The sequence below is a fragment of the Variovorax sp. OV329 genome (assembly GCF_900114785.1).
GTDB lineage: Bacteria > Pseudomonadota > Gammaproteobacteria > Burkholderiales > Burkholderiaceae_C > Variovorax.
The window spans coordinates 106,379-128,335 of the sequence record NZ_FOUG01000003.1; the positions used below are offsets into that span (position 1 = coordinate 106,379).

At 68.6% G+C, this 21,957-nt stretch carries 18 protein-coding genes; 12 read left to right on the plus strand and 6 right to left on the minus strand.

Annotated elements, in window-relative coordinates:
- Nucleotides 1–44: 44 nt before the first annotated feature.
- From BM345_RS05655 to BM345_RS05670, 4 genes are all read left to right on the plus strand, one after another.
- The gene (locus tag BM345_RS05655) at nucleotides 45–719 is read left to right on the plus strand and encodes a response regulator (RefSeq protein WP_093376460.1); all 675 of its coding nucleotides are present in this window, start codon (nucleotides 45–47) and stop codon (nucleotides 717–719) included.
- Complete coding sequence (locus BM345_RS05660; RefSeq protein WP_093376462.1) at nucleotides 706–2,133, plus strand: sensor histidine kinase; 1,428 nt, start codon at nucleotides 706–708, stop codon at nucleotides 2,131–2,133. Before BM345_RS05655 ends, BM345_RS05660 begins: the two co-directional genes overlap by 14 nt.
- Nucleotides 2,134–2,257: 124 nt before the next feature.
- Entirely contained in the window at nucleotides 2,258–2,977 is a 720-nt protein-coding gene (locus BM345_RS05665) for a TerC family protein (RefSeq protein ID WP_093376465.1), read from the plus strand.
- Nucleotides 2,978–2,993: 16 nt separating this feature from the next.
- Complete coding sequence (locus BM345_RS05670; RefSeq protein WP_093376467.1) at nucleotides 2,994–3,431, plus strand: universal stress protein; 438 nt, start codon at nucleotides 2,994–2,996, stop codon at nucleotides 3,429–3,431.
- Between the two features lie 64 nt (nucleotides 3,432–3,495).
- On the opposite strand, the gene BM345_RS05675 is transcribed toward BM345_RS05670, so the two are convergent.
- The gene (locus BM345_RS05675) at nucleotides 3,496–4,224 is read right to left on the minus strand and encodes an alpha/beta fold hydrolase (protein ID WP_175544917.1); all 729 of its coding nucleotides are present in this window, start codon (nucleotides 4,222–4,224) and stop codon (nucleotides 3,496–3,498) included.
- 151 nt (nucleotides 4,225–4,375) lie between these two features.
- Here BM345_RS05675 and BM345_RS05680 point away from each other — a divergent pair, with 151 nt between their 5' ends.
- The gene (locus BM345_RS05680; RefSeq protein WP_093376469.1) at nucleotides 4,376–7,945 is read left to right on the plus strand and encodes a hypothetical protein; all 3,570 of its coding nucleotides are present in this window, start codon (nucleotides 4,376–4,378) and stop codon (nucleotides 7,943–7,945) included.
- 9 nt (nucleotides 7,946–7,954) lie between these two features.
- Here BM345_RS05680 and BM345_RS05685 read toward each other — a convergent pair whose 3' ends face one another.
- From BM345_RS05685 to BM345_RS05705, 5 genes are all read right to left on the minus strand, one after another.
- Entirely contained in the window at nucleotides 7,955–8,878 is a 924-nt protein-coding gene (locus BM345_RS05685) for a dihydrodipicolinate synthase family protein (protein ID WP_093376472.1), read from the minus strand.
- Nucleotides 8,875–10,005: an aldose epimerase family protein gene (locus BM345_RS05690; protein ID WP_254789588.1), complete on the minus strand. Its 1,131-nt coding sequence runs from the start codon at nucleotides 10,003–10,005 to the stop codon at nucleotides 8,875–8,877. Before BM345_RS05690 ends, BM345_RS05685 begins: the two co-directional genes overlap by 4 nt.
- On the minus strand, nucleotides 10,002–10,769 hold the full coding sequence (locus tag BM345_RS05695; RefSeq protein ID WP_093376473.1) for an SDR family NAD(P)-dependent oxidoreductase: 768 nt from the start codon (nucleotides 10,767–10,769) through the stop codon (nucleotides 10,002–10,004). Before BM345_RS05695 ends, BM345_RS05690 begins: the two co-directional genes overlap by 4 nt.
- Nucleotides 10,770–10,808: 39 nt before the next feature.
- Nucleotides 10,809–11,693, minus strand: a complete 885-nt coding sequence (locus BM345_RS05700; RefSeq protein ID WP_254789590.1) for an SMP-30/gluconolactonase/LRE family protein — start codon at nucleotides 11,691–11,693, stop codon at nucleotides 10,809–10,811.
- A gap of 148 nt (nucleotides 11,694–11,841) precedes the next feature.
- On the minus strand, nucleotides 11,842–12,801 hold the full coding sequence (locus tag BM345_RS05705; RefSeq protein WP_093376478.1) for a LysR family transcriptional regulator: 960 nt from the start codon (nucleotides 12,799–12,801) through the stop codon (nucleotides 11,842–11,844).
- A gap of 89 nt (nucleotides 12,802–12,890) precedes the next feature.
- Between BM345_RS05705 and BM345_RS05710 the strand changes: the two genes are divergently transcribed.
- From BM345_RS05710 to BM345_RS05740, 7 genes are all read left to right on the plus strand, one after another.
- Complete coding sequence (locus tag BM345_RS05710) at nucleotides 12,891–14,345, plus strand: aldehyde dehydrogenase family protein (RefSeq protein WP_093376480.1); 1,455 nt, start codon at nucleotides 12,891–12,893, stop codon at nucleotides 14,343–14,345.
- Between the two features lie 52 nt (nucleotides 14,346–14,397).
- The gene (locus tag BM345_RS05715; protein WP_093376482.1) at nucleotides 14,398–15,357 is read left to right on the plus strand and encodes an ABC transporter substrate-binding protein; all 960 of its coding nucleotides are present in this window, start codon (nucleotides 14,398–14,400) and stop codon (nucleotides 15,355–15,357) included.
- Nucleotides 15,358–15,485: 128 nt separating this feature from the next.
- Nucleotides 15,486–16,562 (plus strand): multiple monosaccharide ABC transporter substrate-binding protein, encoded by a 1,077-nt coding sequence (gene chvE, locus BM345_RS05720; protein WP_093376484.1) that lies wholly within the window; start codon nucleotides 15,486–15,488, stop codon nucleotides 16,560–16,562.
- Nucleotides 16,559–18,121 carry a multiple monosaccharide ABC transporter ATP-binding protein gene (gene mmsA / locus BM345_RS05725; RefSeq protein ID WP_093376487.1) on the plus strand — a complete coding sequence of 521 codons (1,563 nt, stop codon included), beginning with the start codon at nucleotides 16,559–16,561 and terminating at the stop codon, nucleotides 18,119–18,121. Before chvE ends, mmsA begins: the two co-directional genes overlap by 4 nt.
- The gene (gene mmsB / locus BM345_RS05730; protein WP_093376488.1) at nucleotides 18,111–19,340 is read left to right on the plus strand and encodes a multiple monosaccharide ABC transporter permease; all 1,230 of its coding nucleotides are present in this window, start codon (nucleotides 18,111–18,113) and stop codon (nucleotides 19,338–19,340) included. The genes mmsA and mmsB overlap by 11 nt, the downstream gene beginning before the upstream one ends.
- Complete coding sequence (locus tag BM345_RS05735; RefSeq protein ID WP_093376491.1) at nucleotides 19,337–20,893, plus strand: sugar ABC transporter ATP-binding protein; 1,557 nt, start codon at nucleotides 19,337–19,339, stop codon at nucleotides 20,891–20,893. Before mmsB ends, BM345_RS05735 begins: the two co-directional genes overlap by 4 nt.
- Nucleotides 20,890–21,957, plus strand: a complete 1,068-nt coding sequence (locus tag BM345_RS05740; RefSeq protein WP_093376493.1) for an ABC transporter permease — start codon at nucleotides 20,890–20,892, stop codon at nucleotides 21,955–21,957. The genes BM345_RS05735 and BM345_RS05740 overlap by 4 nt, the downstream gene beginning before the upstream one ends.

The window sequence follows — 21,957 nt, forward strand, 5'->3', positions numbered from 1 at the left end:
AAGCGGCAGGGTGCGCGCCGCTTCGCAGGGTTTAGCATCCCGCCATGCGGATACTGCTTGTCGAGGATGACCGGGTGCTGGCGGACGCGCTTTCGCGCGCGCTGGTGCAGTCCGCCCACGCGGTGGACGTGGTTCATACCGGCGAAGAAGCCGACCATGCGCTGGCGCTGGGCATCTACGACCTGGCCGTGATGGACATCGGGCTGCCGGGCCTGAGCGGGCTGGAGGTGCTGCAGCGCCTGCGCGCCCGCAAGGCCACCACGCCGGTGCTGATGCTCACCGCCTTCGACACCCTGGCCGACCGCGTGAAGGGCCTGGACCTGGGCGCCGACGACTACCTGGCCAAGCCCTTCGACCTGCCCGAGCTGGAGGCGCGCGTGCGTGCGCTCCTGCGCCGCAGCACGCAGTCCACCCCCTTCCTGGAGCATGGCCTGCTGCGCTTCGACACCGTCGGCCGGCGCGTGTACTTCGACAAGAAGCCGCTGGACCTGTCGCCCCGCGAACTGGCCGTGCTGGAGCTGCTGCTGATGCGCGCCGGCCGCGTGGTCAGCAAGGAGCACATGGTCAACCACCTCTACGGCTGGGGCGACGAGGTGGGCGACAACGCCATCGAGGTCAACGTCTACCGCCTGCGCAAGAAGCTGGAGCCGCTGGGCTGCGAGATCCGCACCGTGCGCGGCATGGGCTATCTGATCGACACGCACGATGTGGAGGCCTGACAAGCCGGCGCCCGTGCCCCGGCTGCAGAGAAAGCTGCTGGCCTGGCTGCTCGGGCCGCTGGCGGTGCTGCTGGTGCTCGACAGTGCACTGGCCTACTGGCATTCGCTGCGCTTTTCCAACCTGGCCTACGACCGCGCGCTGCACGAGATCGCGAGAGAGATCGTGCTGCACGTCAAGCTCGACGACGGCGCGCCGAAACTGGAGATGTCCGAGGCCGCCGCCAACGTGCTGCTGCTGGACCAGGAGGACCAGCTCTTCTACCGCGTCCAGGCCGAGGATGGCCGCCTGCTGGGCGGCAATGCCGAGATGCCCGCGCCGCGCATGGACAAGAGCGCCAAGCCCTACTTCTACCCCGGCGAGGTGCGCGGCGAGCCGGTGCGCATGATGGTGGCCTGGATGCCGGTGAGCGACGACGCCGGCCCGCCGCTGGTGCTGGTGCAGGTGGCCGAGACGCTGCACAAGCGTTCGCGCTTCACCTGGGAGATGGTGGCCAGCGTGGTGCTGCCGCAGCTGGCGCTCATCGTGATGGCGCTGCTGGTGGTGTGGTTCGGCGTCTCGCGCGGGCTGGCGCCGCTGCAGCGGCTGCGCCGCGCCGTGTCCGACCGCTCGCACCTGGACCTCAGCCCCATCGACACCCACGACGTCCCCGGCGAGGTGCGCCCGCTGGTCGACGAAGTGAACGAGCTGATGGCCCGCCTGGGCCGCACCTTCGACTTCCAGAACCGCTTCGTGGCCGACGCCGCGCACCAGCTCAAGACGCCGGTGAGCGGCCTGAAGGCGCAGATCGAGCTGGCCTTGCGCGAGAACGACCTGCCGCGGGTGCGCCATTCGCTGGCGCAGCTCTACATCAGCGCCGACCGGCTCTCGCGCCTGGTGCGCCAGCTGCTCTCGCTGGCGCGCAACGAGCCGGGCGCGCTCGACTCCATGCAGCTGCAGCCGCTGGACCTGAACGCGCATGCGCTGGAGGTGAGCATGGACTGGGTGCCGCAGGCGCTCAAGCGCGACATCGACCTGGGTTTCGAGGGCGCGGAGCATCCGCTGATGATCGACGCCGACCCCGACCGCCTGCGCGAGCTGGTCAACAACCTGATCGACAACGCCATCCGCTACAGCCAGCACGGCGGCCGCGTCACGGTTCGCACCAGCCAGACGGCTGACGGCCAGTGCCGGCTGGCGATCAGCGACGACGGGCTGAGCATCCCGGTGGAAGAGCGGGCGCGGATCTTCGAGCGTTTCCACCGGCTTCTCGGCACGCAGGAAGACGGCAGCGGCCTGGGCCTGGCGATCGTCAGCGAGATCGCCACCCTGCACGGCGCGCGCATCACGCTGGAAGAAGACACCGACGGCGTGGGCAACACCTTCAGCGTGTTCTTCCCCTTGCGCGTGACCATGCCGGCCCCGGCTGTAAGCTGATTGACAGCTTCCTGAAAGCCGGCTGACAGCCGGCCGGCAGAAAGATGACAGGGCAGGTCCCTAAGCTCGAACGAGGCGGAGCCGACCGGTTCCGAAGCATTCGTTCGAACTTCAAGGAGACACCGTGTCGTTTCTATCCAGCCCGGAATTCTGGCTCGCGCTTTCGCAGATCATCCTGATCAACATCGTCCTGTCGGGCGACAACGCCGTGGTGATCGCGATGGCCTCGCGCTCGCTGCCGCCCGCCCAGCAGAAGAAGGCGATCATCTTCGGTAGCGTCGGCGCCATCGTGCTGCGCGTGGTGCTGACCTTCTTCGCCGTCTACCTGCTCACGCTGCCCTACCTCAAGCTGATCGGCGCGGCGCTGCTGCTGTGGATCGGCGTGGGCCTGCTGACCAGCGACGAGGGCGACGAGGGGATCGAGGGCCACTCGGGCCTGTTCGCCGCGGTCAAGACCATCGTCATCGCCGACCTGGTGATGAGCCTGGACAACGTCGTGGGCGTCGCCGCCGCGGCCAAGGGCAACGTGCCGCTGCTGGTGTTCGGCCTGGTGATCAGCATCCCGCTCATCATCTTCGGCAGCACCATCATCCTGAAGCTCATGACCCGCTTCCCGGTCATCATCACCCTGGGCGCCGCGCTGCTGGGCTGGGTCGCCGGCGAGATGGCCATGGGCGATCCGGCCATCCACCACTGGGCCGAGCAGCAGCACGTGCTGCACAAGGTCGTGCCGGCCCTGGGCGCCGTGCTGGTGGTGGTGGTGGGCAAGTGGCTCGCCAGCCGCGCCGCCAAGCCGCAAGCAGCGGTCGAGGGCGAGCACCAGCCTGCCGACCAGGCAGCCTGATCGGCGCGCAACCGGCATGAGCCGCGTTCTGCTGCCCGTGGATCCGGACCAGCCGGGGCGCACGCGCTCGGCGGTCGAGGAGGTGGTGCGCATGCGCCAGCGCGGCCCGGTCACGGTCCGCCTGCTGCGGGTGCAGCCGAAGGTGTCGGGCCACGTGGCGATGCTCTTCGGCAGCACCGAACTGCGCGAACTTCAGCTGCAGGCTGGCGCCGAGGACCTTCAGTACGCGAAGAAGCTGCTGGACCTGGCCGGCGTGACCTACAAGAGCACCGTGCTCGTGGGCCGCAGCGCCGAGACCATCGTCGAGGCCGCGCGCGACTACCACTGCGACCGCATCGTCTTCGGCAGCGACGCGGCCAGCCTGGCCGGCAAGATCTTCGGCTCCCTGGCGCAGCAGGTGCGCCAGATGCTCGACGCGGGTGGCGACGGCCATCCCCAGGTCATCGGCTCCTGACAGATCATCACTGGAGCTTGCGCGGCAGTCCCTGGGCTGCCGCTTTTTTTTGCCGGCCGCCTTTTCAGGCGGCGAGCACGAACTGCTGCAGCCAGTCGCCCAGCACCGCGTTGACGAAGCGGGGCTTCTCCATGGTGAGCATGTGGCCGCACTCCGGCACCCAGCACAGCACCGCGCCGGGCACCAGCGAGGCGATCTCGCGCGACAGGGGCGGCGGCGTGAGCAGGTCCTTCTCGCCGCACATCACCAGCACCGGGCAGCGCAGCTGCGGCAGGTGCGGCCGCTGGTCGGGCCGCTGCATCAGCGCGCGGTTCTGGCGGATGAGCTGCTGCGCACCCGCGTCCAGGATGATGGTGAGGTAGCGCTGCACCAGCGCCTCGTCGTCCGCCTGCTTCGGATGGAAGGCGAAGGCGACGTTGGGCTCCAGCACCTCGCGCAGTTCGCCACGCTCGAACAGCTCGAACAGCTCGATGGCATCGGCGCGCAGCTGGTAGGTCTCGGGCGACTCGGGCTGGGCGTTGGTGCCCAGCAGGGCCATGCCGGCGACCCGTTCCGGTGCCTGGCGCGATACCTCCATGGCGATCATCCCGCCCATCGAAGCGCCGCACAGCACCAGCGGTCCGTCGTTCTCGCGCAGCACGGCGGCGGCCATGTCCTCGATGCGCGCGTGGCGCGAATGCGCGTCGGTCACGCGGGGCGAAAGGGCAGGGGGAAGAACCGGCATCTGGGCCTGCCAGAGCCGTTCGTCGCAGGCGAGGCCGGGGAGGAGAACGAGGGTGGGAAGGGCGGGCATGCGCCCGATTCTGCGCGAGGGCGGCCTGCCCCGCCCCGCACTGCCACCCGCCATAAGCCATAGCGCCGGGGGCTTCCACTCTTTGGTGGATGCGCCATGCCTGCCTCGTGGCTAGAGTGAGCGCCTGCCTACCTGGCGTGCCGGAGGTGTCATGGACAAGGAATCCAAGTCGGGCGGCGGGCCTTCGTCGAGCGGCATCATCGCCGTCGTGATGCTCACGGCTGGCGTCCTGTTCATCCGGGAGGTCCCGCTCGAAACTACGCGCCTGCCGGTGAACGAGCCGCGCATCCAGCAGGGTGTGGCACAGGACGTCGACGCCCGGCTGTGGCAGGACCCCTTCGGCGCCGTGGCCAAGGCGCGCGAGGAAGCCCGCAAGCGCGACGCGGAGCAGGCCGCGCAGGCCGATGCGAAGCGCAGTCCCGAAGCACTGGCCAACGAGATCGGCCAGCAGATCGCGCGCTCCGGCCGCCTGGTGGAGGTGCTGGCAGTGATGCTGCCTGGCGGCCCTTACTCGGACAACCTGGAGACGCGCCGGCGCGTGCGCTACGCGGTCCTGGCGGGACTCAATGCCAGCCGCCTCGCGCCCGTGGACGCCGAGCACCTGGCCTATTTCTTCCCCGAACCGAAGCCGTCCAAGGAACCGGCGAAGGAGAAGCCTGTGGGCAAGGGCGCCACCGCGACGGCGGCGGCAACCAGGGCCTCCAGGGCGGCTGCCGCGCCAGAGCCCAGGCCTGGCCCTCCCGCGCAACTCGTCGGCCGCCTGCCGGAAATCGTTCCCTACGAATGGTTCGAGCCCACCCCAAGCGGCCGCGGCCGGCTTGGCGCCGAGACGCAGCCGCTGGTGCTCGTGATGTGGGTGGATGGCGACGCCATGGCCAGTCGTCCGCTGGCCAGCATGTATTCCCTGATCGGCAAGCTGGGTGCCCTCAAGCCGGTGCTGAGCTGGCGCGTGCTGGGCCCCGGCGGCTCGGACGGCCTTCGCGACATGGTCGAGGAGGTCCGAAGGCAAGGCCCCGAGCAGCCGGTGAGCAACGGCTACGACCAGTTGCCGATCCGCTTCTACTCGGCCATTGCGACCGCGCCGGACGACCGCATCTTCGACGCGCCGCTGCCGCCACCGGGCGAGAGCCTGTCCGCTTTCCTGGGCCGGCACCACGTCCAGCTGGTGCGCACGATCGGCGACGACGACCGCCTGGCCAAGGCACTCATGGCAGAGCTGGGCTTGCGCGGCCTGAAGTCGGCCCCGCTGCCCGAGAAAAGCCTCTACAGCAGCATCTGCGACTGGCACGACAAGGCCGACCCCAGGCAGCCCAGCCACGTGGCCGTGATCTCCGAATGGGACACCCTCTACGGCCGGACCCTGCGCGGCGAGTTCCGCGCCAGGGAAAAAGAGGAGGGCTACTGCGTCCATTCCTTCGCCTACGTTCGCGGGCTGGACGGCCAGTTGCCCGGCAGCAACGCCGACGCCGGTGCGCCCAAGTCCGGAGGCGCCAAGCCTGCCGACGCCAAGGACGAAGGCCGGCGGCGCGACGGCACCTACGTGGAGATCGCCGAGGGCCAGAGCCAGTTCGACTACCTGCGGCGCCTGGCCTTGCGCATGGCCGAGCGCGACCGCGAGCTGCGCGACTCCAGCCCGGACGGCAAGGGCCTTCGTGCCATCGGGGTGCTCGGCTCGGACGTGCACGACAAGCTGCTCGTGCTGCAGGCGCTCCAGCCGGAATTTCCCAATGCCATCTTCTTCACCACCGACCTGGATGCGCGCTTCCTGCACCCGCGCGAGAAGTCCTGGACGCGCAACCTGATCGTCGGCTCCAACTTCGGATTGCGCCTGAGCGACCGCATGCAGTCGACCGCACCGCCTTTCCGCGACAGCTACCAGGCCGCGACCTTCCTGTCGACGCGCCTGGCCATGGACGACGCGCGCCGGGCGGTGATGAAGCAATACCCCGACATCGCCGGCAACCTGACACCAGAGGCATTCGAGCCGACCCGGCAAGCGCTCATCGACAGCTGGTTCGACGAGCCGCGCCTGTTCGAGATCGGCCGCACCCAGGCCTTCGACTTCAGTCCGCGAGCAGGCGCGCCGGCCGCAGGCGGCGGCGGGCCGTCCTCGCCGCGACCGCCGGCCGAAGGCAGCTCGGCCTCGGCACTGTTCATGCTGCCGGCCTCGGTGCACCTGACGGCCACGGCGATGCCCGGCGCACCGGCGTCATCGGTTCGCACCTATTGCGAAGGCCCGATGTGGAGCGAGTGCGGCGGTGTCCATCCGCCGCCCAGCGCGCTCTATCCCAAGCTGCATTTCGCCACGCTGGTGCTGGTGTTGGTCCTGCTGATCGTGCCGCTTTGGCTCGCGCCCCTGCTGGCCAGCCGTGCATTACGCAGGCAGCTGGTGCACTACCTGGGCGGCAGGGGCCGCCAGCGCCTGGCGTACTGGCGGCGCCTCGGGCTCGGCGTGGCGTTGCTCCTGTTGAGCGTGGGTTTGCCCTTGTGGCTGGCCGGGCACTGGGAGCCCTTTGCCGCCTGGCTCACCCTGAATGGCAAGCCCATCTCCGGCTCGGATGGCATCAGCATCTGGCCGACCGAGGCCATCCGCCTGCTGACCTGGGTGCTTTGCCTCTACCTGATCTTCATCGGCTGGACCACGCTCTCGCAGAACCTGGACGACATCATCGCGCGCTTCCGCCTGGGCCGCACCCGCCAGCAACTGGTGGCCGAGCAGCGCGAAGCCGAGCGCAAGCTGCCGCGCTGGCAGAAGTTGGTGAACATGTTCTCCATGCGCTTCGCAGCCAGGTCCCAAGGCGCCAGCGCGACCGGCCTGCCGGTCGAGGCCGTGGATTTCTGGCGGCGCTACATCGTGCAGAACCGCATCGGCGCGCGCGCTTTCAGAACCGTCACCTATGTGGTCGTCGGGCTGGGCGTGAGCGCGTTCCTGTGGGCAGCCATGCATGACGCCTGGGTCGTGCCGCAGCGTGGCGAACTGTCGGCGAGGGTTCACCTGGGGCTGCATTTCCTGATGTTCGCCGCGATGTACTTCCTGGTCTTCTTCGTCGTGGACGCGACGGCCTTCTGCGTGAGCTTCGTGCGCGGGCTGCGCGAGTACGGCGCCAACTGGCCGGTGGCCACGCTGGCGAAGTTCGAGAACGAGCTGCGGATTCCGCGCGGATACCTCGACAACTGGATCGACCTCGAGTTCATCGCCATGCGCACCAAGTGCGTGACGCGGCTGATCTATTTCCCGTTCATCGTGTTGTCGCTTTTCCTGGTCTCGCGCAGCGCGGCCTTCGACGATTGGTACATGCCGATGACGGGCATCGTGCTGGCGGTGCTGGGCGCCGGCGTGGCGCTGGCCTGCGCCGTGGCGTTGCGCTACGCCGCGGAGGCCTCGCGGCGATTCGCGATGGAGCGGCTGCGCGACGAGATCACGCAAGTGAGCGGCGAGGCGCGGGCGGCCGCTTCTCCTGCGGCGGCCGCAGGCTCATCCTCAGCCGCTGGGAATCAAGCCACCGCAGCGCCGGAGCCGGCCGACCCGCCCGGCCACGTGCGCCCTGCAGATCCGCCCAAAGCGGCGCAGCTCACGCTGCTGCTGCAGCGCATGGACAACCTGCACGAAGGCGCCTTCGCGCCCTTCTGGCAGCAGCCCCTGCTGAAGGCGGTGCTGCTGCCATTCGCCACCCTGGGCGGGACCAGCCTGCTGGACTACCTGGCCCTGGTCAACGTCTGAACGGCCGCTTCAGCGCCCCCAGCGCAGCACCAGCGGGTCCAGCCGCCGTGCCGTCTCCAGCAGGCCGGCGCGCACGGCCGGATGCAGGGCAGGGAAGGGATGCCGCGGCGCCTCGCAGTCGATGATGCCGCCGGCCTTCATCAGCGCCTTGGCCGCCAGGAAGCCGGCCTGCCGGTTCTCGTAGTTGATGAGCGGCAGCCAGCGCTGGTAGGCCGCTGCGGCCGCCTCGCGGTCGCCGGCGCGGAAGGGGTCGACGATCTGGCGGATGCCGTCGGCAAAGCCGCCGCCGGTCATCGCGCCGGTGGCGCCGGCCTCCAGGTCGGGCAGCAGCGTGATGCCTTCCTCCCCGTCCCACGGGCCCTCGATGGCGTCGCCGCCCCGGCGGATCAGCTCGCGCAGCTTGCTGGCCGCGCCGGCGGTCTCGATCTTGAAGTAGCTCACCTGCTCGATCTCGCGTGCCATGCGGGCCAGGAAGGCAGCCGGCAACGGCGTGCCGGCCACCGGCGCGTCCTGGATCATGATCGGGATGCCGATCGCATCCGACACGCCGGCATAGAACTCGAAGACCTGTTGCTCCGACACCCGCAGCGTCGCGCCGTGATAGGGCGGCATCACCATCACCATCGACGCGCCGGCGTCCTGTGCACGGCGGCTGCGCTGCGCGCACACCGCGGTGCCGAAGTGGGTGGTGGTGACGATCACCGGCACGCGGCCGGCCACGTGCTCGAGGATGGTGGTGGTGAGCACCTCGCGTTCCTCGTCGGACAGCGCGAACTGCTCGGAGAAGTTGGCCAGGATGCACAGCCCGTCGGAGCCGGCATCGATCATGAAGTCGACGCAGCGCTTCTGGCTGGCCAGGTCCAGCGCACCGTTTTCGGCGAAGGTGGTGGGCACCACGGGAAAGACGCCCTGGTAGCGGGGAGTGGTGCTCATGCTCGGTGGTCCTCGGAAAGGGAGGCGAAGGGGTCGTCCCCGGCGCCGAAGGTGGAAAAGCGCATCACGGTGCTGCTCTTGAACAGTTCGCCAGCCGCCAGCCGCGTGGAGGCGAACTCGGGATGGTTGGGCGCGTCCGGGAAGTGCTGCGTCTCCAGGCACAGCCCGTCGCCCTGGCGGATCAGCGATCCGCCCGATCCCTCCAGGCTGCCGTCGAGGTAGTTGCCGGAATAGAACTGCAGGCCCGGCTCGGTGCTTTGGATGTCCATGGCGCGGCCCGACGACGGATCGGCCAGCCGGGCAATGAAGCGCATGCCGTCGCCCGGTGCCTGCGCCGAGTCGATGGCGAAGTTGTGGTCGTAGCCCTTGCCGCGCTGGATCTGCTCGTGCGGCTCGCGGATGCGCTCGCCGATGCGCGGCCCTTCGCGAAAGTCGAAGGGCGTGCCCTCCACCGGCGCCAGGCCGGTGGGAATTCGCTCGGCATCGATGGGGCAGTAGCGGCTGGCGGGGATGAGCAGGCGGTGGTCCATCACGTCGCCGTGGCCGCGCAGGTTGAAGTAGTCGTGGTGGCTCAGGTTGACCACGGTGGTCTTGTCGCTGCGCGCCTCGTAGTCGATGCGCCATTCAAAGCCCGGCCCTAGCGTGTAGCGCACCTGCACGTCCATCGTGCCCGGAAAGCCGCCTTCGCCATCGGCGCTGGTGTAGCGCAGCGCAATGGCCGCGCTGCCGTCGCCGGCCAGGGGCAGGGGCTCGATGTCCCACCAGACCTTGCCGAAGCCGCGGGCGCCGCCATGCAGGATGTTCGCGCCTTCGTTGGGTTCCAGCTTCACCTCGCGCCCATCGAGCGCGAAGCGCGCGCCGCCGATGCGATTGGCATGCCGGCCGACGATGGTGCCCATGTGCGGGTTGCGCGCCTCATAGTCGCGCAGCTTGGGCAGGCCCAGCACCACGCTGGCCAGTTGGCCCTCCCGGTCCGGCACTTCCAGCGCGCTGACGATGCCGCCGTAGTTGATGGCGCGCAGCACCAGCCCGGAGGCCGCGCGCAGCGTGAATTCGCGCACCGCCCGGCCGTCGGACAGCTCGCCCCAGGCGCGCTGCTCGATGCCCGCGGGCAGGGCCTGGCTCAAACCCAGCCCCCATCCACGATGAAGTCCTGCGCGGTGCACATGGCGCTGTCGTCGGCTGCCAGGAACAGCGCCATCGAGGCGATGTCGTCGGGCATCAGCAGTTCGTTGATGCACTGGCCGCGGGCGATCTCCTCGCGCGAGGCCTCGGTGACCCACAGGCGCACCTGCCGCTCGGTCATCACCCAGCCGGGCACCAGCGTGTTGACGCGGATCTTCGCCGGCCCCAGGTCGCGCGCCAGGCTGCGCGTGAGGCCTTGCACCGCCGACTTGGAGGTGGTGTAGACCGGCATGCCGCCCTGCTTGAGCTTCCAGCTCACCGAGCCGAAGTTGACGATGGAGCCGCCGCCGGCCGCGCGCATGTCCGGCGCCACGGCCTGGGCCGCGAAGAACTGGTGCTTCAGGTTGACGGCCACGCCGGCGTCCCACGACTCGGGCGTGGTGTCCTCGATGCGGTGGCGGGTGTCGTTGGCCGCGTTGTTTAGCAGCACGGTGATCGGGCCGTTGGCGGCGCGGGCCTGGTCGATGGCAGCGCGCAGCGCGGCGATGTCGGTCACGTCGGTTCTCTGGAAAAGCGGCGCGTGGCGGGCATCGGGTGCGAGCCTGGCGGCCAGGGCCTTGCCTGCAGCTTCGTCGAGGTCCACGAAGCCGACGCGCGCGCCCTGGGCGACGAAGCGCTTGACCAGGGTGGCGCCGATGCCGGAGGCGCCACCGGTGATGAACACGCTGCGGTCTGCAAGGCTGGGGTATTGGGCGGAGGCGGTCATTTCAGGAGGTCCAGGTGTCGGGAGAAGAAAAGTGGAAGGTCAGCCGGCAAACAGGCCGGCCGGCAGGCCGGTGCTGTCCAGCCGCACGGCGAAGAGCGCGCCGGCCAGCGGCTGCGCCTGGCGCTGCGCGGCATCGAGGCCGCTCCAGGCGCTGGTGATGAAGAGGGTCTGCAGATCGGGGCCGCCGAAGGCACAGTCGGTGATGTGCGCGGCCGGCAGCGCGATGCGGGTGATCTCCGCGCCGCTCACCGGGTCGTGGCAGCTCACGCAGGCGCCGCCCCAGTGGCAGATCCACAGGCGCCCGGCGGCGTCGGTCGTCATGCCGTCGGGGTAGCCCTCGCCCGGTGCCAGGCGCAGCCAGGTGCGGCGCCCTGACAGGGTTCCGGATTCGGTGTCGAAGTCGTAGGCCAGGATGCGGTTGGGCGCGGTGTCGTTGAAGTGCATGGTGCGGCCGTCCGCCGACCAGGTGGGGCCGTTGCTGACCGTGATGCCGCTCTCGTGCCTGGTGCAATTTCCGTCGCCGTCGAAGCGGTACAGCGTGCCGGCGGGCTCGCGGCAATCCATGTCCATGGTGCCGCCCCAGAAGCGGCCCTGCGCGTCGCACTTGCCGTCGTTGAAGCGGTTGCCCGCGGGCTCTTCGGGCTGGTGGAGGTAGCTTGGTGGCTCGCCCGGATGCGCGGGATCGAAGCGCGCGAAGCCGCGGCGCAGGGTGACGAGCAGGCCCGGGCCATTGGCGCGCTCGGCCACGGCGGAGATTTCCTCGTCGAAGGGCCAGCTGGCCTGGGCGCCGTCGGCCGGCCGGAAGCGGTGCAGCTGCCGGCCCAGGATGTCGACCCAGTACAGGGCCTGCTCGCGAGAGGACCACAGGGTGCCCTCGCCCAGCTCGGCGCCGGCGTTCCAGACGCAGCGCGGTGCTTCCAGCACCCGGGGGATGGGCAGGGGGTTGGCTTGGCTCAGGGTATGTCTCCTGGCAGCTGCGGGCTGCTTGGGGCGCCGATGCTAACAACGGCGAGGCATGCCGAAAAGAGCGAAAAACGGCATGGAAGGATGCAAGCCTTGCAATGTCAACCGGTCAGACAGGCTCCAGGCGCTTGCCATACACGTCCTGGCACACCGCCTTGAGCGACCGCATCATCACCTGCGCGGCCGGGGAAAGCAGCCGGTCGGTGCGGGTGATGAGGCCGAAGTTGTCCATCTGGCAGTTCATGGTCACCGGCAGGATGGACACGATGCCGTGCGCCGCGTAGTAGCGCGCCACGTCGTTGGCGACGATGGCCACCATGTCGCTCTGCTGCAGCATTCGGGTCATGAAGAGCAGCGCCGAAGTCTCGATCAGGTCGATGGGCGGGGCCATGCCTTCTTCCTGGAAGGTCAGGTCGAAGCGGTGCCGCAGCACGCTGCCGGCTGGCGGCACGATCCAGCCGGTGGCCAGCAGGTCGCGCAGGGTGATGCCGGTCATGCCCAGCATCGGATGGTTGGGACGCACGATGGCGCTGATGGGCTCTTCCACCAGCGCCTCGTAGCGCAGCTGCGACTTGTCGTGCTCGGCAAAGAGCCGCGCCACCAGGATGTCCAGCTTCCCCTGGGCCAGGCGCTCCAGCAGCACCGGGCTCGTCTCGATTTCCAGCGAGACGCGCAGGCTCGGATGCTCCTTCTTGACCCGCGCGATCGCCGGTGGCAGCAGCGTGAGGCCGGGCGCCGTGATGCAGCCCACCGCCACCTGGCCGAAGCGCCCGGCCTTGAGGCCGGCCAGCTCGTCGTGCGCCTGGTTGAGGCTGGCCAGCGCCACCCGCGCATGGCGGATCATGGTCTCGCCGTACCAGGTGGGGCGCATGCCGCGCGGCAGCCGCTCGAACAGCGGCACCTCCAGCACGTCTTCCAGGTCCTTGAGCAGCTTAGAAGCGGCCGGCTGTGTCATGTTGAGCACCTGCGCGGCGCGGTGGATGTTGCCTTCCTCGGCCAGCGCAACGATCAACAGGAGCTGCCGCGTCTTGAGCCGCGCGCGGATGAACCAGTGGGTGTAATGGGTCACAGGGTTTCCATGAATCCTAATTCGGGTATCGATTCAGCCCAAATATCTATTGGAAAGCTATCGGTGAGATTCCTACACTGCCCGGCACCTTGAAGCGAAGCGATCCTCATCAGCACAGCGCCAGGCAGTACATCAACGGTCGTTGGGAGACGGGTGCCACTACGGGCATTCGCCGCAACCCTTCCGACACCGGCGAGGTCGTGGCCGAGTACGCGCGGGCCGATCGGCGGCAGGCGGAGCGGGCCATCCGTGCCGCTGCCGATGCGTTTTCCGCCTGGGGCCACAGCACGCCGCAGCGACGCGCCGATGCGCTGGATGCCATCGGCACCGAACTGATGGCACGCAAGGACGAGCTGGGCCTGCTGCTGGCGCGCGAGCAGGGAAAGCCCCTGCCCGAGGCCGTGGCCGAGGCGCTGCGGGCCGCCCAGATCTTCAAGTACTTCGCCGGCGAGGCCCTGCGCGGCGGCGGCGAGACGCTGGACTCGGTGCGTCCCGGCGTGCAGGTCGACGTCACGCGCGAGCCGGTCGGCGTGGTGGCGCTCATCAGCTCGTGGAGCGCGCCCTTCTCCATCGCCGCCCGCAAGATCGCGCCGGCGCTGGCCTTCGGCAACAGCGTGGTGTTCAAGCCCTCCGAACTGGTACCGGCCTGCGGCTGGATGCTGGCCGAGATCATCAGCCGCGCTGCGCTGCCGGCCGGCGCCTTCAACCTGCTCATGGGCAGCGGGCGGGAGCTGGGCGCCACGCTGGTCGACAACCCGGCGGTGGATGCCATCAGCTTCACCGGCTCGGCTGCCGTGGGAGCGCGCGTGCTGCTAGGCGCGGCCAAGCGGCGTGCGCGCGTGCAGCTGGAAATGGGCGGCAAGAACGCGCTGGTGGTGCTGGCCGATGCCGACCTGGAGCGCGCGGTGGAATGCGCGCTGGGTGGAGCCTATGGCTGCGCCGGCCAGCGCTGCACGGCATCGAGCCGGCTGATCGTCGAGGCGCCGGTGCACGACGCCTTCGTGGCGCGCCTGCGCAAGCGCGTGGCCGCGCTCAAGGTGGGCCATGCGCTGGAAAAAGGCATCGAGCTGGGCCCGGTGGTGGATGCGCCCCACCTGGCCCGACTGCTCGAATGGGTGCGCAGCGCCCGCGAGGAGGGCGCCGAGCTGGTCACCGGCGGCGAGGCGCTGGAGCGCCCCAGCCGCGGCCACTACATGAGCCCCGCGCTGTTCCTGGCCAAGCCGGAGCACCGGGTGGCCAGCGAGGACATCTTCGGCCCGCTGGCCTGCGTGCTGCGCGCCGACGACTACGAGCATGCGCTCAGCCTGGCCAACGACACGCCCTGGGGCCTGTGCGCCGGCATATGCACCCGCTCGCTGGCGCATGCCACGCACTTCCGTCGCCATGCCAAGGTGGGCATGACCATGGTCAACCTGCCCACCACCAGCGAGGACCACCACGTGCCCTTCGGCGGGCGCAAGGCTTCGGGCTACGGGCCGCGTGCGCAGGGGCGGCAGGCGATCGATTTCTACACCAGCCTCAAGACCGGCTACATGCTGGCGTGATCCCAGGGAGTTTCTCTCTCAAACTCAACCCAAGGAAGAACAGGAGACAACCATGAGCATGCAACGTCGTACTTTCACAGCCGCACTCGCGGCGGCATCCGTCGTCGGCGCCGTGCCGGCTTTTGCGCAGAAGAAGATCGTGCTGGGCTTCGCCCAGGTCGGCGCCGAGAGCGAGTGGCGCACGGCCAACACCGAGTCGATCAAGTCCTCGGCGGCCGAGGCCGGCATCGACCTGAAGTTCTCCGATGCACAGCAGAAGCAGGAGAACCAGATCAAGGCCATCCGCTCCTACATCGCGCAGAAGGTGGACGTGATCGCCTTCTCGCCGGTGGTGGAAACCGGCTGGGACACCGTGCTGGTCGAGGCCAAGAACGCCAAGATCCCGGTGGTGCTCACCGACCGCTCGGTCAAGGTCAAGGACGACAGCCTCTACGTCACCTTCATGGGCTCGGACTTCACCGAGGAAGGCCGCAAGGCCGGCCGCTGGCTGGTGGAGAAGATGAAGGGCAACGCCGGCCCCATCAACATCGTGGAACTGCAGGGCACGGTGGGCTCGGCCCCGGCCATCGACCGCAAGAAGGGCTTCGAGGAAATCATCAAGGCCGACCCGAAGTTCAAGATCATCCGCTCGCAGACCGGCGACTTCACCCGCGCCAAGGGCAAGGAAGTGATGGAAGCCTTCCTCAAGGCCGAGGGCAAGAAGATCAACGTGCTGTACGCGCACAACGACGACATGGCCATCGGCGCCATCCAGGCCATCGAGGAAGCGGGCATGAAGCCGGCCAAGGACATCACCATCATCTCCATCGATGCGGTCAAGGGCGCCTTCGAGGCCATGATGGCCGGCAAGCTCAACGTCAGCGTGGAATGCAGCCCGCTGCTGGGCCCGCAGCTGATGAGCGCCGTGAAGGACATCAAGGCCGGCAAGCCGGTGCCCAAGCGGATCATCACCGAGGAGGGCATCTTCCCCATGGAAGTGGCCGCCGCCGAGTTCCCCAAACGCAAGTACTGAACACGGGCGCTGCTGCCCGTTGCGCGCCGCCGGGAGGTCTGGCGGGCGCATCCAGGCGGGCCGGCCCTGCCGGCTCGTTCAGTCCCTTCCCGCATAAATCACACAACACGCCCAAGGAGATCGCACTCATGAAACGCAGCACCTTCCTCAAGACCCTGGCCGCCGGCCTGGCCACCGCCGGACTCGTCGGCTTCTCGTCGCTCGCGCAGGCACAGGACAAGGGGCTGGTGGCGGTCTCCATGCCCACCAAGTCCTCGGCCCGCTGGATCGCCGACGGCGACAACATGGTCAAGCAGCTCAAGGACAAGGGCTACAAGGCCGACCTGCAGTACGCGGACGACGACATCCCGAACCAGCTGGCACAGATCGAGAACATGCTGACCAAGAACCCCAAGGTCCTGGTCATCGCCGCCATCGACGGCACCACGCTGTCGGACGTGCTGCAGAAGGCGGCGGACAAGGGCGTGAAGGTCATCGCCTACGACCGCCTGATCCGCGGCTCGAAGAACGTGGACTACTACGCCACCTTCGACAACTTCCAGGTCGGCGTGCTGCAGGCGCAGTCGATCGAGAAGTCGCTCGACCTCAAGGGCGGCAAGGGTCCGTTCAACATCGAGCTGTTCGGCGGCTCGCCGGACGACAACAACGCCTTCTTCTTCTACAACGGCGCGATGTCCGTGCTCAAGCCCTACATCGACAGCGGCAAGCTGGTGGTGCGCAGCAAGCAGATGGGCATGGACAAGGTCGGCACGCTGCGCTGGGACGGCGCGGTGGCCCAGGCGCGCATGGACAACCTGCTGTCGGCCTACTACAGCAAGGACCACGTCGACGCGGTGCTGTCGCCCTACGACGGCCTGTCGATCGGCATCCTGTCCTCGCTCAAGGGCGTGGGCTACGGCTCCGGCTCGCTGAAGATGCCCGTGGTCACCGGCCAGGACGCCGAGGTGCCTTCGGTCAAGTCGATGCTGCGCAAGGAGCAGACCTCCACCATCTTCAAGGACACGCGTGAACTCGCCAAGGTCACGGTCGCCATGGTCGACGCGATGATGTCGGGCAAGGCGCCCGAGGTGAACGACACCAAGACCTACAACAACGGCGTGAAGGTGGTGCCCTCCTACCTGCTCAAGCCGGTGAGCGTGGATGCGTCCAACTGGAAGCAGGTGCTGGTGGACAGCGGCTACTACAAGGAATCGCAAATCAAATGACGGCTTCGCAGGGAGGCGAGGTGATCCTGGAGATGCGCGGGATCACCAAGACATTTCCAGGCGTCAACGCACTGGACAACGTGAACCTCGCCGTGCGCGCCGGCGAGATCCATGCGCTGGTGGGCGAGAACGGCGCGGGCAAGTCGACGCTGATGAAGGTGCTCAGCGGCGTCTACCCCGCCGGCTCGTATGCCGGCGACATTCATTTCGGCGGCGAGGTGCGGCGCTTCCGCGGCATCGACGACAGCGAGAAGCTGGGCATCATCATCATCCACCAGGAGCTGGCGCTGGTGCCGCTGCTCTCGATTGCCGAGAACATCTTCCTGGGCAACGAGCGCGCCACCCGCGGCGTCATCGACTGGATCGAGGCCTACCAGCAGACCCGCGCGCTGCTGGCCAAGGTGGGCCTGAAGGAAGCGCCCACCACCCTGGTCACGCACCTGGGCGTGGGCAAGCAGCAGCTGGTGGAGATCGCCAAGGCGCTGTCCAAGGACGTGAAGCTGCTGATCCTCGACGAGCCTACCGCCAGCCTGAACGAGAGCGACAGCGACGCCCTGCTCGAGCTGCTGCTGGAGCTGAAGTCGCACGGCATCACTTCCATCCTCATCTCGCACAAGCTCAACGAGATCTCCAAGGTGGCCGACTCCATCACCGTGCTGCGCGACGGCGCCACGGTGGAGACGCTGGACTGCCACGGCGAGGCGATCAGCGAGGACCGCATCATCCGCGGCATGGTCGGGCGTGACATGGCGCACCGCTATCCGCAGCGCGATCCGCAGGTCGGCGAGGTGGTCTTCGAGGTGCGCGACTGGCGCGTGCACCACGCGGTGCACGCCGAGCGCGAGGTGGTCAAGGGCGTGAACCTGAACGTGCGGCGCGGCGAGATCGTCGGCATCGCCGGCCTCATGGGGGCCGGGCGCACCGAGTTCGCCATGAGCGTGTTCGGCCGCTCCTACGGCCAGCGCATCAGCGGCAGCGCCTTCCTGCACGGCAAGGAGGTGGACCTGGGGACGGTCAGCAAGGCCATCGCCCATGGCGTCGCCTACGTCACTGAAGACCGCAAGGCCCTGGGCCTGGTGCTGGACGAGGAGATCCGCACGAACATCAGCCTGGCCAACCTCAAGGACGTGTCCGAGGCCGGCGTGCTGGACACCGGCCGCGAGTTCAAGGTGGCCAACGACTACCGCAAGGCGCTGAAGATCCGCTGCTCGGGCGTGGCCCAGCACGCGGTGCAGCTCTCGGGGGGCAACCAGCAGAAGGTGGTGCTGAGCAAGTGGCTCTTCACCAAGCCCGAGCTGCTGATCCTGGACGAGCCCACGCGCGGCATCGACGTGGGCGCCAAGTACGAGATATACACCATCGTCGACGAGCTGGCGCGCGAGGGGAAGAGCATCCTCATGATCTCTTCCGAGCTGCCGGAGCTTTTGGGCATGTGCGACCGCATCTATGTCATGAACGAAGGCCGGCTCGTGGCGGAAATGCCGGTGGCCGAAGCCTCGCAGGAGCGCATCATGCGCGTCATCGTCAATTCTTCCGGAGGCGGCGATCATGTCCAATGACGCAGCAAAGGCCGCGGACGCGGTGCATGCAGTGGTGACCGCCGCGGGTGCCGCGCCGGCACCGGCCGACAACAAGGGCTTCTGGCAGAGCAACCTGCGCGAGTACGGCATGCTCATCTCGCTGGTGGCCATCATGGTGCTGTTCCAGGTGCTCACCGACGGCACGCTGATGCGGCCGCTGAACCTCACCAACCTGGTCCTGCAGAACAGCTACATCGTCATCATGGCGCTGGGCATGCTGCTGGTGATCGTGGCCGGCCACATCGACTTGTCGGTGGGCTCGGTGTGCGGCTTCATCGGCGCGCTGGCGGCGGTGCTGATGGTGGAGTACGACTGGCCCTACCTGGTCACCGGCGTGGTGTGCATCGCGGCCGGCGCGGTCATCGGCGCGGCGCAGGGCTGGTTCGTGGCCTTCTGGCGCATTCCCTCCTTCATCGTCACGCTGGCGGGCATGCTGGTGTTCAAGGGGCTCACGCTGGCGCTGCTGGCGGGGCAGTCAGTGGGGCCCTTCCCGGTGCAGTTCCAGCGCCTGAGCTCGGGCTTCATTCCCGACCCCTTGGGCGGGGAGTCGCTGCGCCTGTTCTCCATCCTGTTGGGCATCGCCGCGGCGGTGGCGCTGGTGTTCTTCAAGCTGCGCGGCCGGGCCCGGCTGGCGCGCTACGGCATGGAGGAAGAGCCGCTGGCCTTCTCGCTGATCAAGAACCTGGCCTTCGCGGCGATCATCGTCTACTTCTGCTACCTGCTGGCCACCTACAAGGGCCTGCCCAACGTGCTGATCGTGATGGCGCTCCTGATCGTGGTGTACGACTTCGTCACCAAGCGCACCACCGTCGGCCGGCGCATCTACGCGCTGGGCGGCAACGAGAAGGCGGCGCGGCTCTCGGGCGTGCACACGCAGCGCCTGGCCTTCCTCACCTTCGTGAACATGGGGGCACTGGCGGCGCTGGCGGGCCTGGTGTTCGCGGCGCGCCTGAACACCGCCACGCCCAAGGCCGGCCTGGGCTTCGAGCTGGACGTGATCGCGGCCTGCTTCATCGGCGGCGCCTCGGCTTCGGGCGGCGTGGGCAAGGTCATGGGCGCGGTTATCGGCGCCTTCATCATGGGTGTGATGAACAACGGCATGTCCATCATGGGCATCGGCATCGACTACCAGCAGGTGATCAAGGGGCTGGTGCTGCTGGCGGCGGTGTTCATCGACGTCTACAACAAGAACAAATGACGAGCGAATCCACCCCGATCGAACCCGCGCCGGGCGCCGAGGGCGGCGGGGTGGTGCTGAGCCTGCAGGACATCCGCAAGAGCTTCGTGGGCGTGGCCGCGCTCAAGGGCGTGCAGTTGCAGCTGCGCGCCGGCGAGATCCACACGCTGATGGGCCAGAACGGCGCGGGCAAGTCCACGCTCATCAAGGTGCTGACGGGCGTGCACCGCATCGACGGCGGGCAGATGGTGCTGGATGGCCAGCCCATCCGCCCGGCCTCGCCGCTGCAGGCGCAGCAGCTGGGCATCAGCACCGTCTACCAGGAAGTGAACCTCTGCGGCAATCTCTCGGTGGCTGAGAACGTCTTCGCCGGCCGCTACCCGCGGCGCGGCTGGCTGCAGGGGCGGCGTATCGACTGGGCCGCGGTGCACCGGCGCACGCGCGAGCTGCTGGCGCGGCTGGACGTGGACATCGACGTCACGCGCCTCCTGTCCAGCTACCCGGTGGCGGTGCAGCAGATGGTGGCCATCGCGCGGGCGCTGTCGGTGTCGTCCAAGGTGCTGATCCTGGACGAGCCCACCTCCAGCCTGGACGACGACGAGGTGCAGAAGCTCTTCGAGGTGCTGCGGCGCCTGCGCGACCAGGGCCTGGCCATTCTTTTCGTGACGCACTTCCTGAACCAGGTCTGTGCCGTGTCCGACCGCATCACCGTGCTGCGCAACGGCAGCTGGGTGGGCGAGTGGAAGGCCTCGGAGCTGGGCCCGCAGGCCCTCATCTCGGCCATGGTCGGGCGCGAGTGGGACATGAGCGCCGCCGATGCCGCGCAGCGTCCGCCGCTGCCCGCCGACGCGCCGGTGCTGCTGACGGCCGAGCAGCTGGGCCAGCGCGGCCAGCTGCAGCCCGTCGACCTGCAGATGCGCGCCGGCGAGGTGGTCGGGCTGGCCGGCCTGCTCGGCTCCGGCCGCACCGAGCTCGCGCGCCTGTTCTTCGGCCTGGCCAGGCCCGACAGCGGCGAACTGCGCATCGGCGGCGAGGCGGTCCAGTGGAGCGCCCCAGCCGATGCGGTGAGGAAGGGCCTGGCCATGTGCCCCGAGGAGCGCAAGAGCGAGGGCATCGTGGCCGAGCTGTCGCTGCGCGAGAACATCGCGCTGGCGCTCCAGGCCAGCCTGGGGCTGAAGAAGAACCTCTCGCGTGCCGAGCAGACACAGCTGGCCGAGCGATTCGTGAAGGCGCTGGGCATCAAGACGCCCAGCGTGGACACGCCCATCGGCCTGCTCTCTGGCGGCAACCAGCAAAAAGCCATGCTGGCCCGCTGGCTGGCCACCAACCCGCGCCTGCTGCTGCTGGACGAACCCACGCGCGGCATCGACGTGGCGGCCAAGCAGGAGATCATGGACGAGATCCTTCGCCTGGCCGCATCGGGCATGTCGGTGCTCTTCATCTCCTCGGAGATGAACGAGGTGACGCGCGTATCGCACCGCATCGCGGTGCTGCGCGACCGGCGCAAGGTGGGCGAGTTGCCCGGCGGCAGCAAGGAAGACGCCGTGTACGACCTCATCGCGGCACAGACATGAGCGAACCATCCTCCACCCTCCTGGGCAAGGTGCTGCAGCACCGCCTGGCCTGGCCGGTGGCCACGCTGGTGCTGCTTCTGGCCCTCAACGCGGCCTTCAATCCGAGCTTCCTGCACATCGAGTGGCGCGACGGCCACCTGTACGGCAGCCTGATCGACATCCTCAACCGCGCGGCGCCGCTGGTGCTGGTGGCGCTGGGCATGACGCTGGTGATCGCCACGCGCGGCATCGATATCTCGGTGGGCGCGGTGGTGGCCATCGCGGCGGCGCTGGCGGCCGCGATGATCGGCGGCTCGCTGGTGGTGAAGGACGGCGCGGCGGCGGACGTGAGCCGCTTCCCGATGAGCGTGGCCATCGTGGCCGCGCTGGCGGTGGCACTGGTGTGCGGGCTGTGGAACGGCCTGCTGGTGGCGCGCATCGGCATGCAGCCCATCATCGCGACCCTGATTCTGATGGTGGCCGGGCGCGGCATCGCGCAGCTGATCACCGGCGGGCAGATCATCACCATCTACTACGCGCCCTATTTCTTCATCGGCGGGGGCTACCTGCTGGGGCTGCCCTTCGCGCTCTTCATCGCGGCCGGCGTGGCGCTGCTGCTGTACCTGGCGGTGACGCGCACGGCGCTGGGGTTGTTCATCCAGTCGGTGGGCATCAACCCGGACGCGGCCTATCTCGCCGGCGTGCGGGCGCGGCGGCTGATCGTGGGCGTCTACATGTTCTGCGCCTTCTGCGCGGGGCTGGCCGGGCTCATCATCAGCTCCAATGTGAAGAGCGCCGACGGCAACAACGCCGGGCTGCTGCTGGAACTGGATGCGATCCTCGCCGTGACGCTGGGCGGCACCTCGCTCACCGGCGGGCGCTTCAGCCTGGTGGGCAGCGTGATCGGCGCGCTGATCATCCAGACGCTGACCTATGCCATCTACTCCATGGGCGTGCCGCCCGAGATCAACCTGGTGGTGAAGGCGGTGGTGGTGTTCCTGGTGATGCTGCTGCAGTCCGCGGAATTCCGTGGGCAGTTGCGCAGCCTGGTGTTCCGGCCGTCCACCAGGGAGGCGCGGTCATGA

Bases quoted from the DNA above. Each gene is read 5' to 3' on its own strand.
- BM345_RS05655 (WP_093376460.1), top strand. From the start codon at position 45: ATGCGGATACTGCTTGTCGAGGATGACCGGGTGCTGGCGGACGCGCTT.
- BM345_RS05660 (WP_093376462.1), top strand. From the start codon at position 706: ATGTGGAGGCCTGACAAGCCGGCGCCCGTGCCCCGGCTGCAGAGAAAG.
- BM345_RS05670 (WP_093376467.1), top strand. From the start codon at position 2,994: ATGAGCCGCGTTCTGCTGCCCGTGGATCCGGACCAGCCGGGGCGCACG.
- BM345_RS05675 (WP_175544917.1), bottom strand. From the start codon at position 4,224: ATGCCCGCCCTTCCCACCCTCGTTCTCCTCCCCGGCCTCGCCTGCGAC.
- BM345_RS05680 (WP_093376469.1), top strand. From the start codon at position 4,376: ATGGACAAGGAATCCAAGTCGGGCGGCGGGCCTTCGTCGAGCGGCATC.
- BM345_RS05685 (WP_093376472.1), bottom strand. From the start codon at position 8,878: ATGAGCACCACTCCCCGCTACCAGGGCGTCTTTCCCGTGGTGCCCACC.
- BM345_RS05695 (WP_093376473.1), bottom strand. From the start codon at position 10,769: ATGACCGCCTCCGCCCAATACCCCAGCCTTGCAGACCGCAGCGTGTTC.
- BM345_RS05715 (WP_093376482.1), top strand. From the start codon at position 14,398: ATGAGCATGCAACGTCGTACTTTCACAGCCGCACTCGCGGCGGCATCC.
- chvE (WP_093376484.1), top strand. From the start codon at position 15,486: ATGAAACGCAGCACCTTCCTCAAGACCCTGGCCGCCGGCCTGGCCACC.
- mmsA (WP_093376487.1), top strand. From the start codon at position 16,559: ATGACGGCTTCGCAGGGAGGCGAGGTGATCCTGGAGATGCGCGGGATC.
- mmsB (WP_093376488.1), top strand. From the start codon at position 18,111: ATGTCCAATGACGCAGCAAAGGCCGCGGACGCGGTGCATGCAGTGGTG.
- BM345_RS05735 (WP_093376491.1), top strand. From the start codon at position 19,337: ATGACGAGCGAATCCACCCCGATCGAACCCGCGCCGGGCGCCGAGGGC.
- BM345_RS05740 (WP_093376493.1), top strand. From the start codon at position 20,890: ATGAGCGAACCATCCTCCACCCTCCTGGGCAAGGTGCTGCAGCACCGC.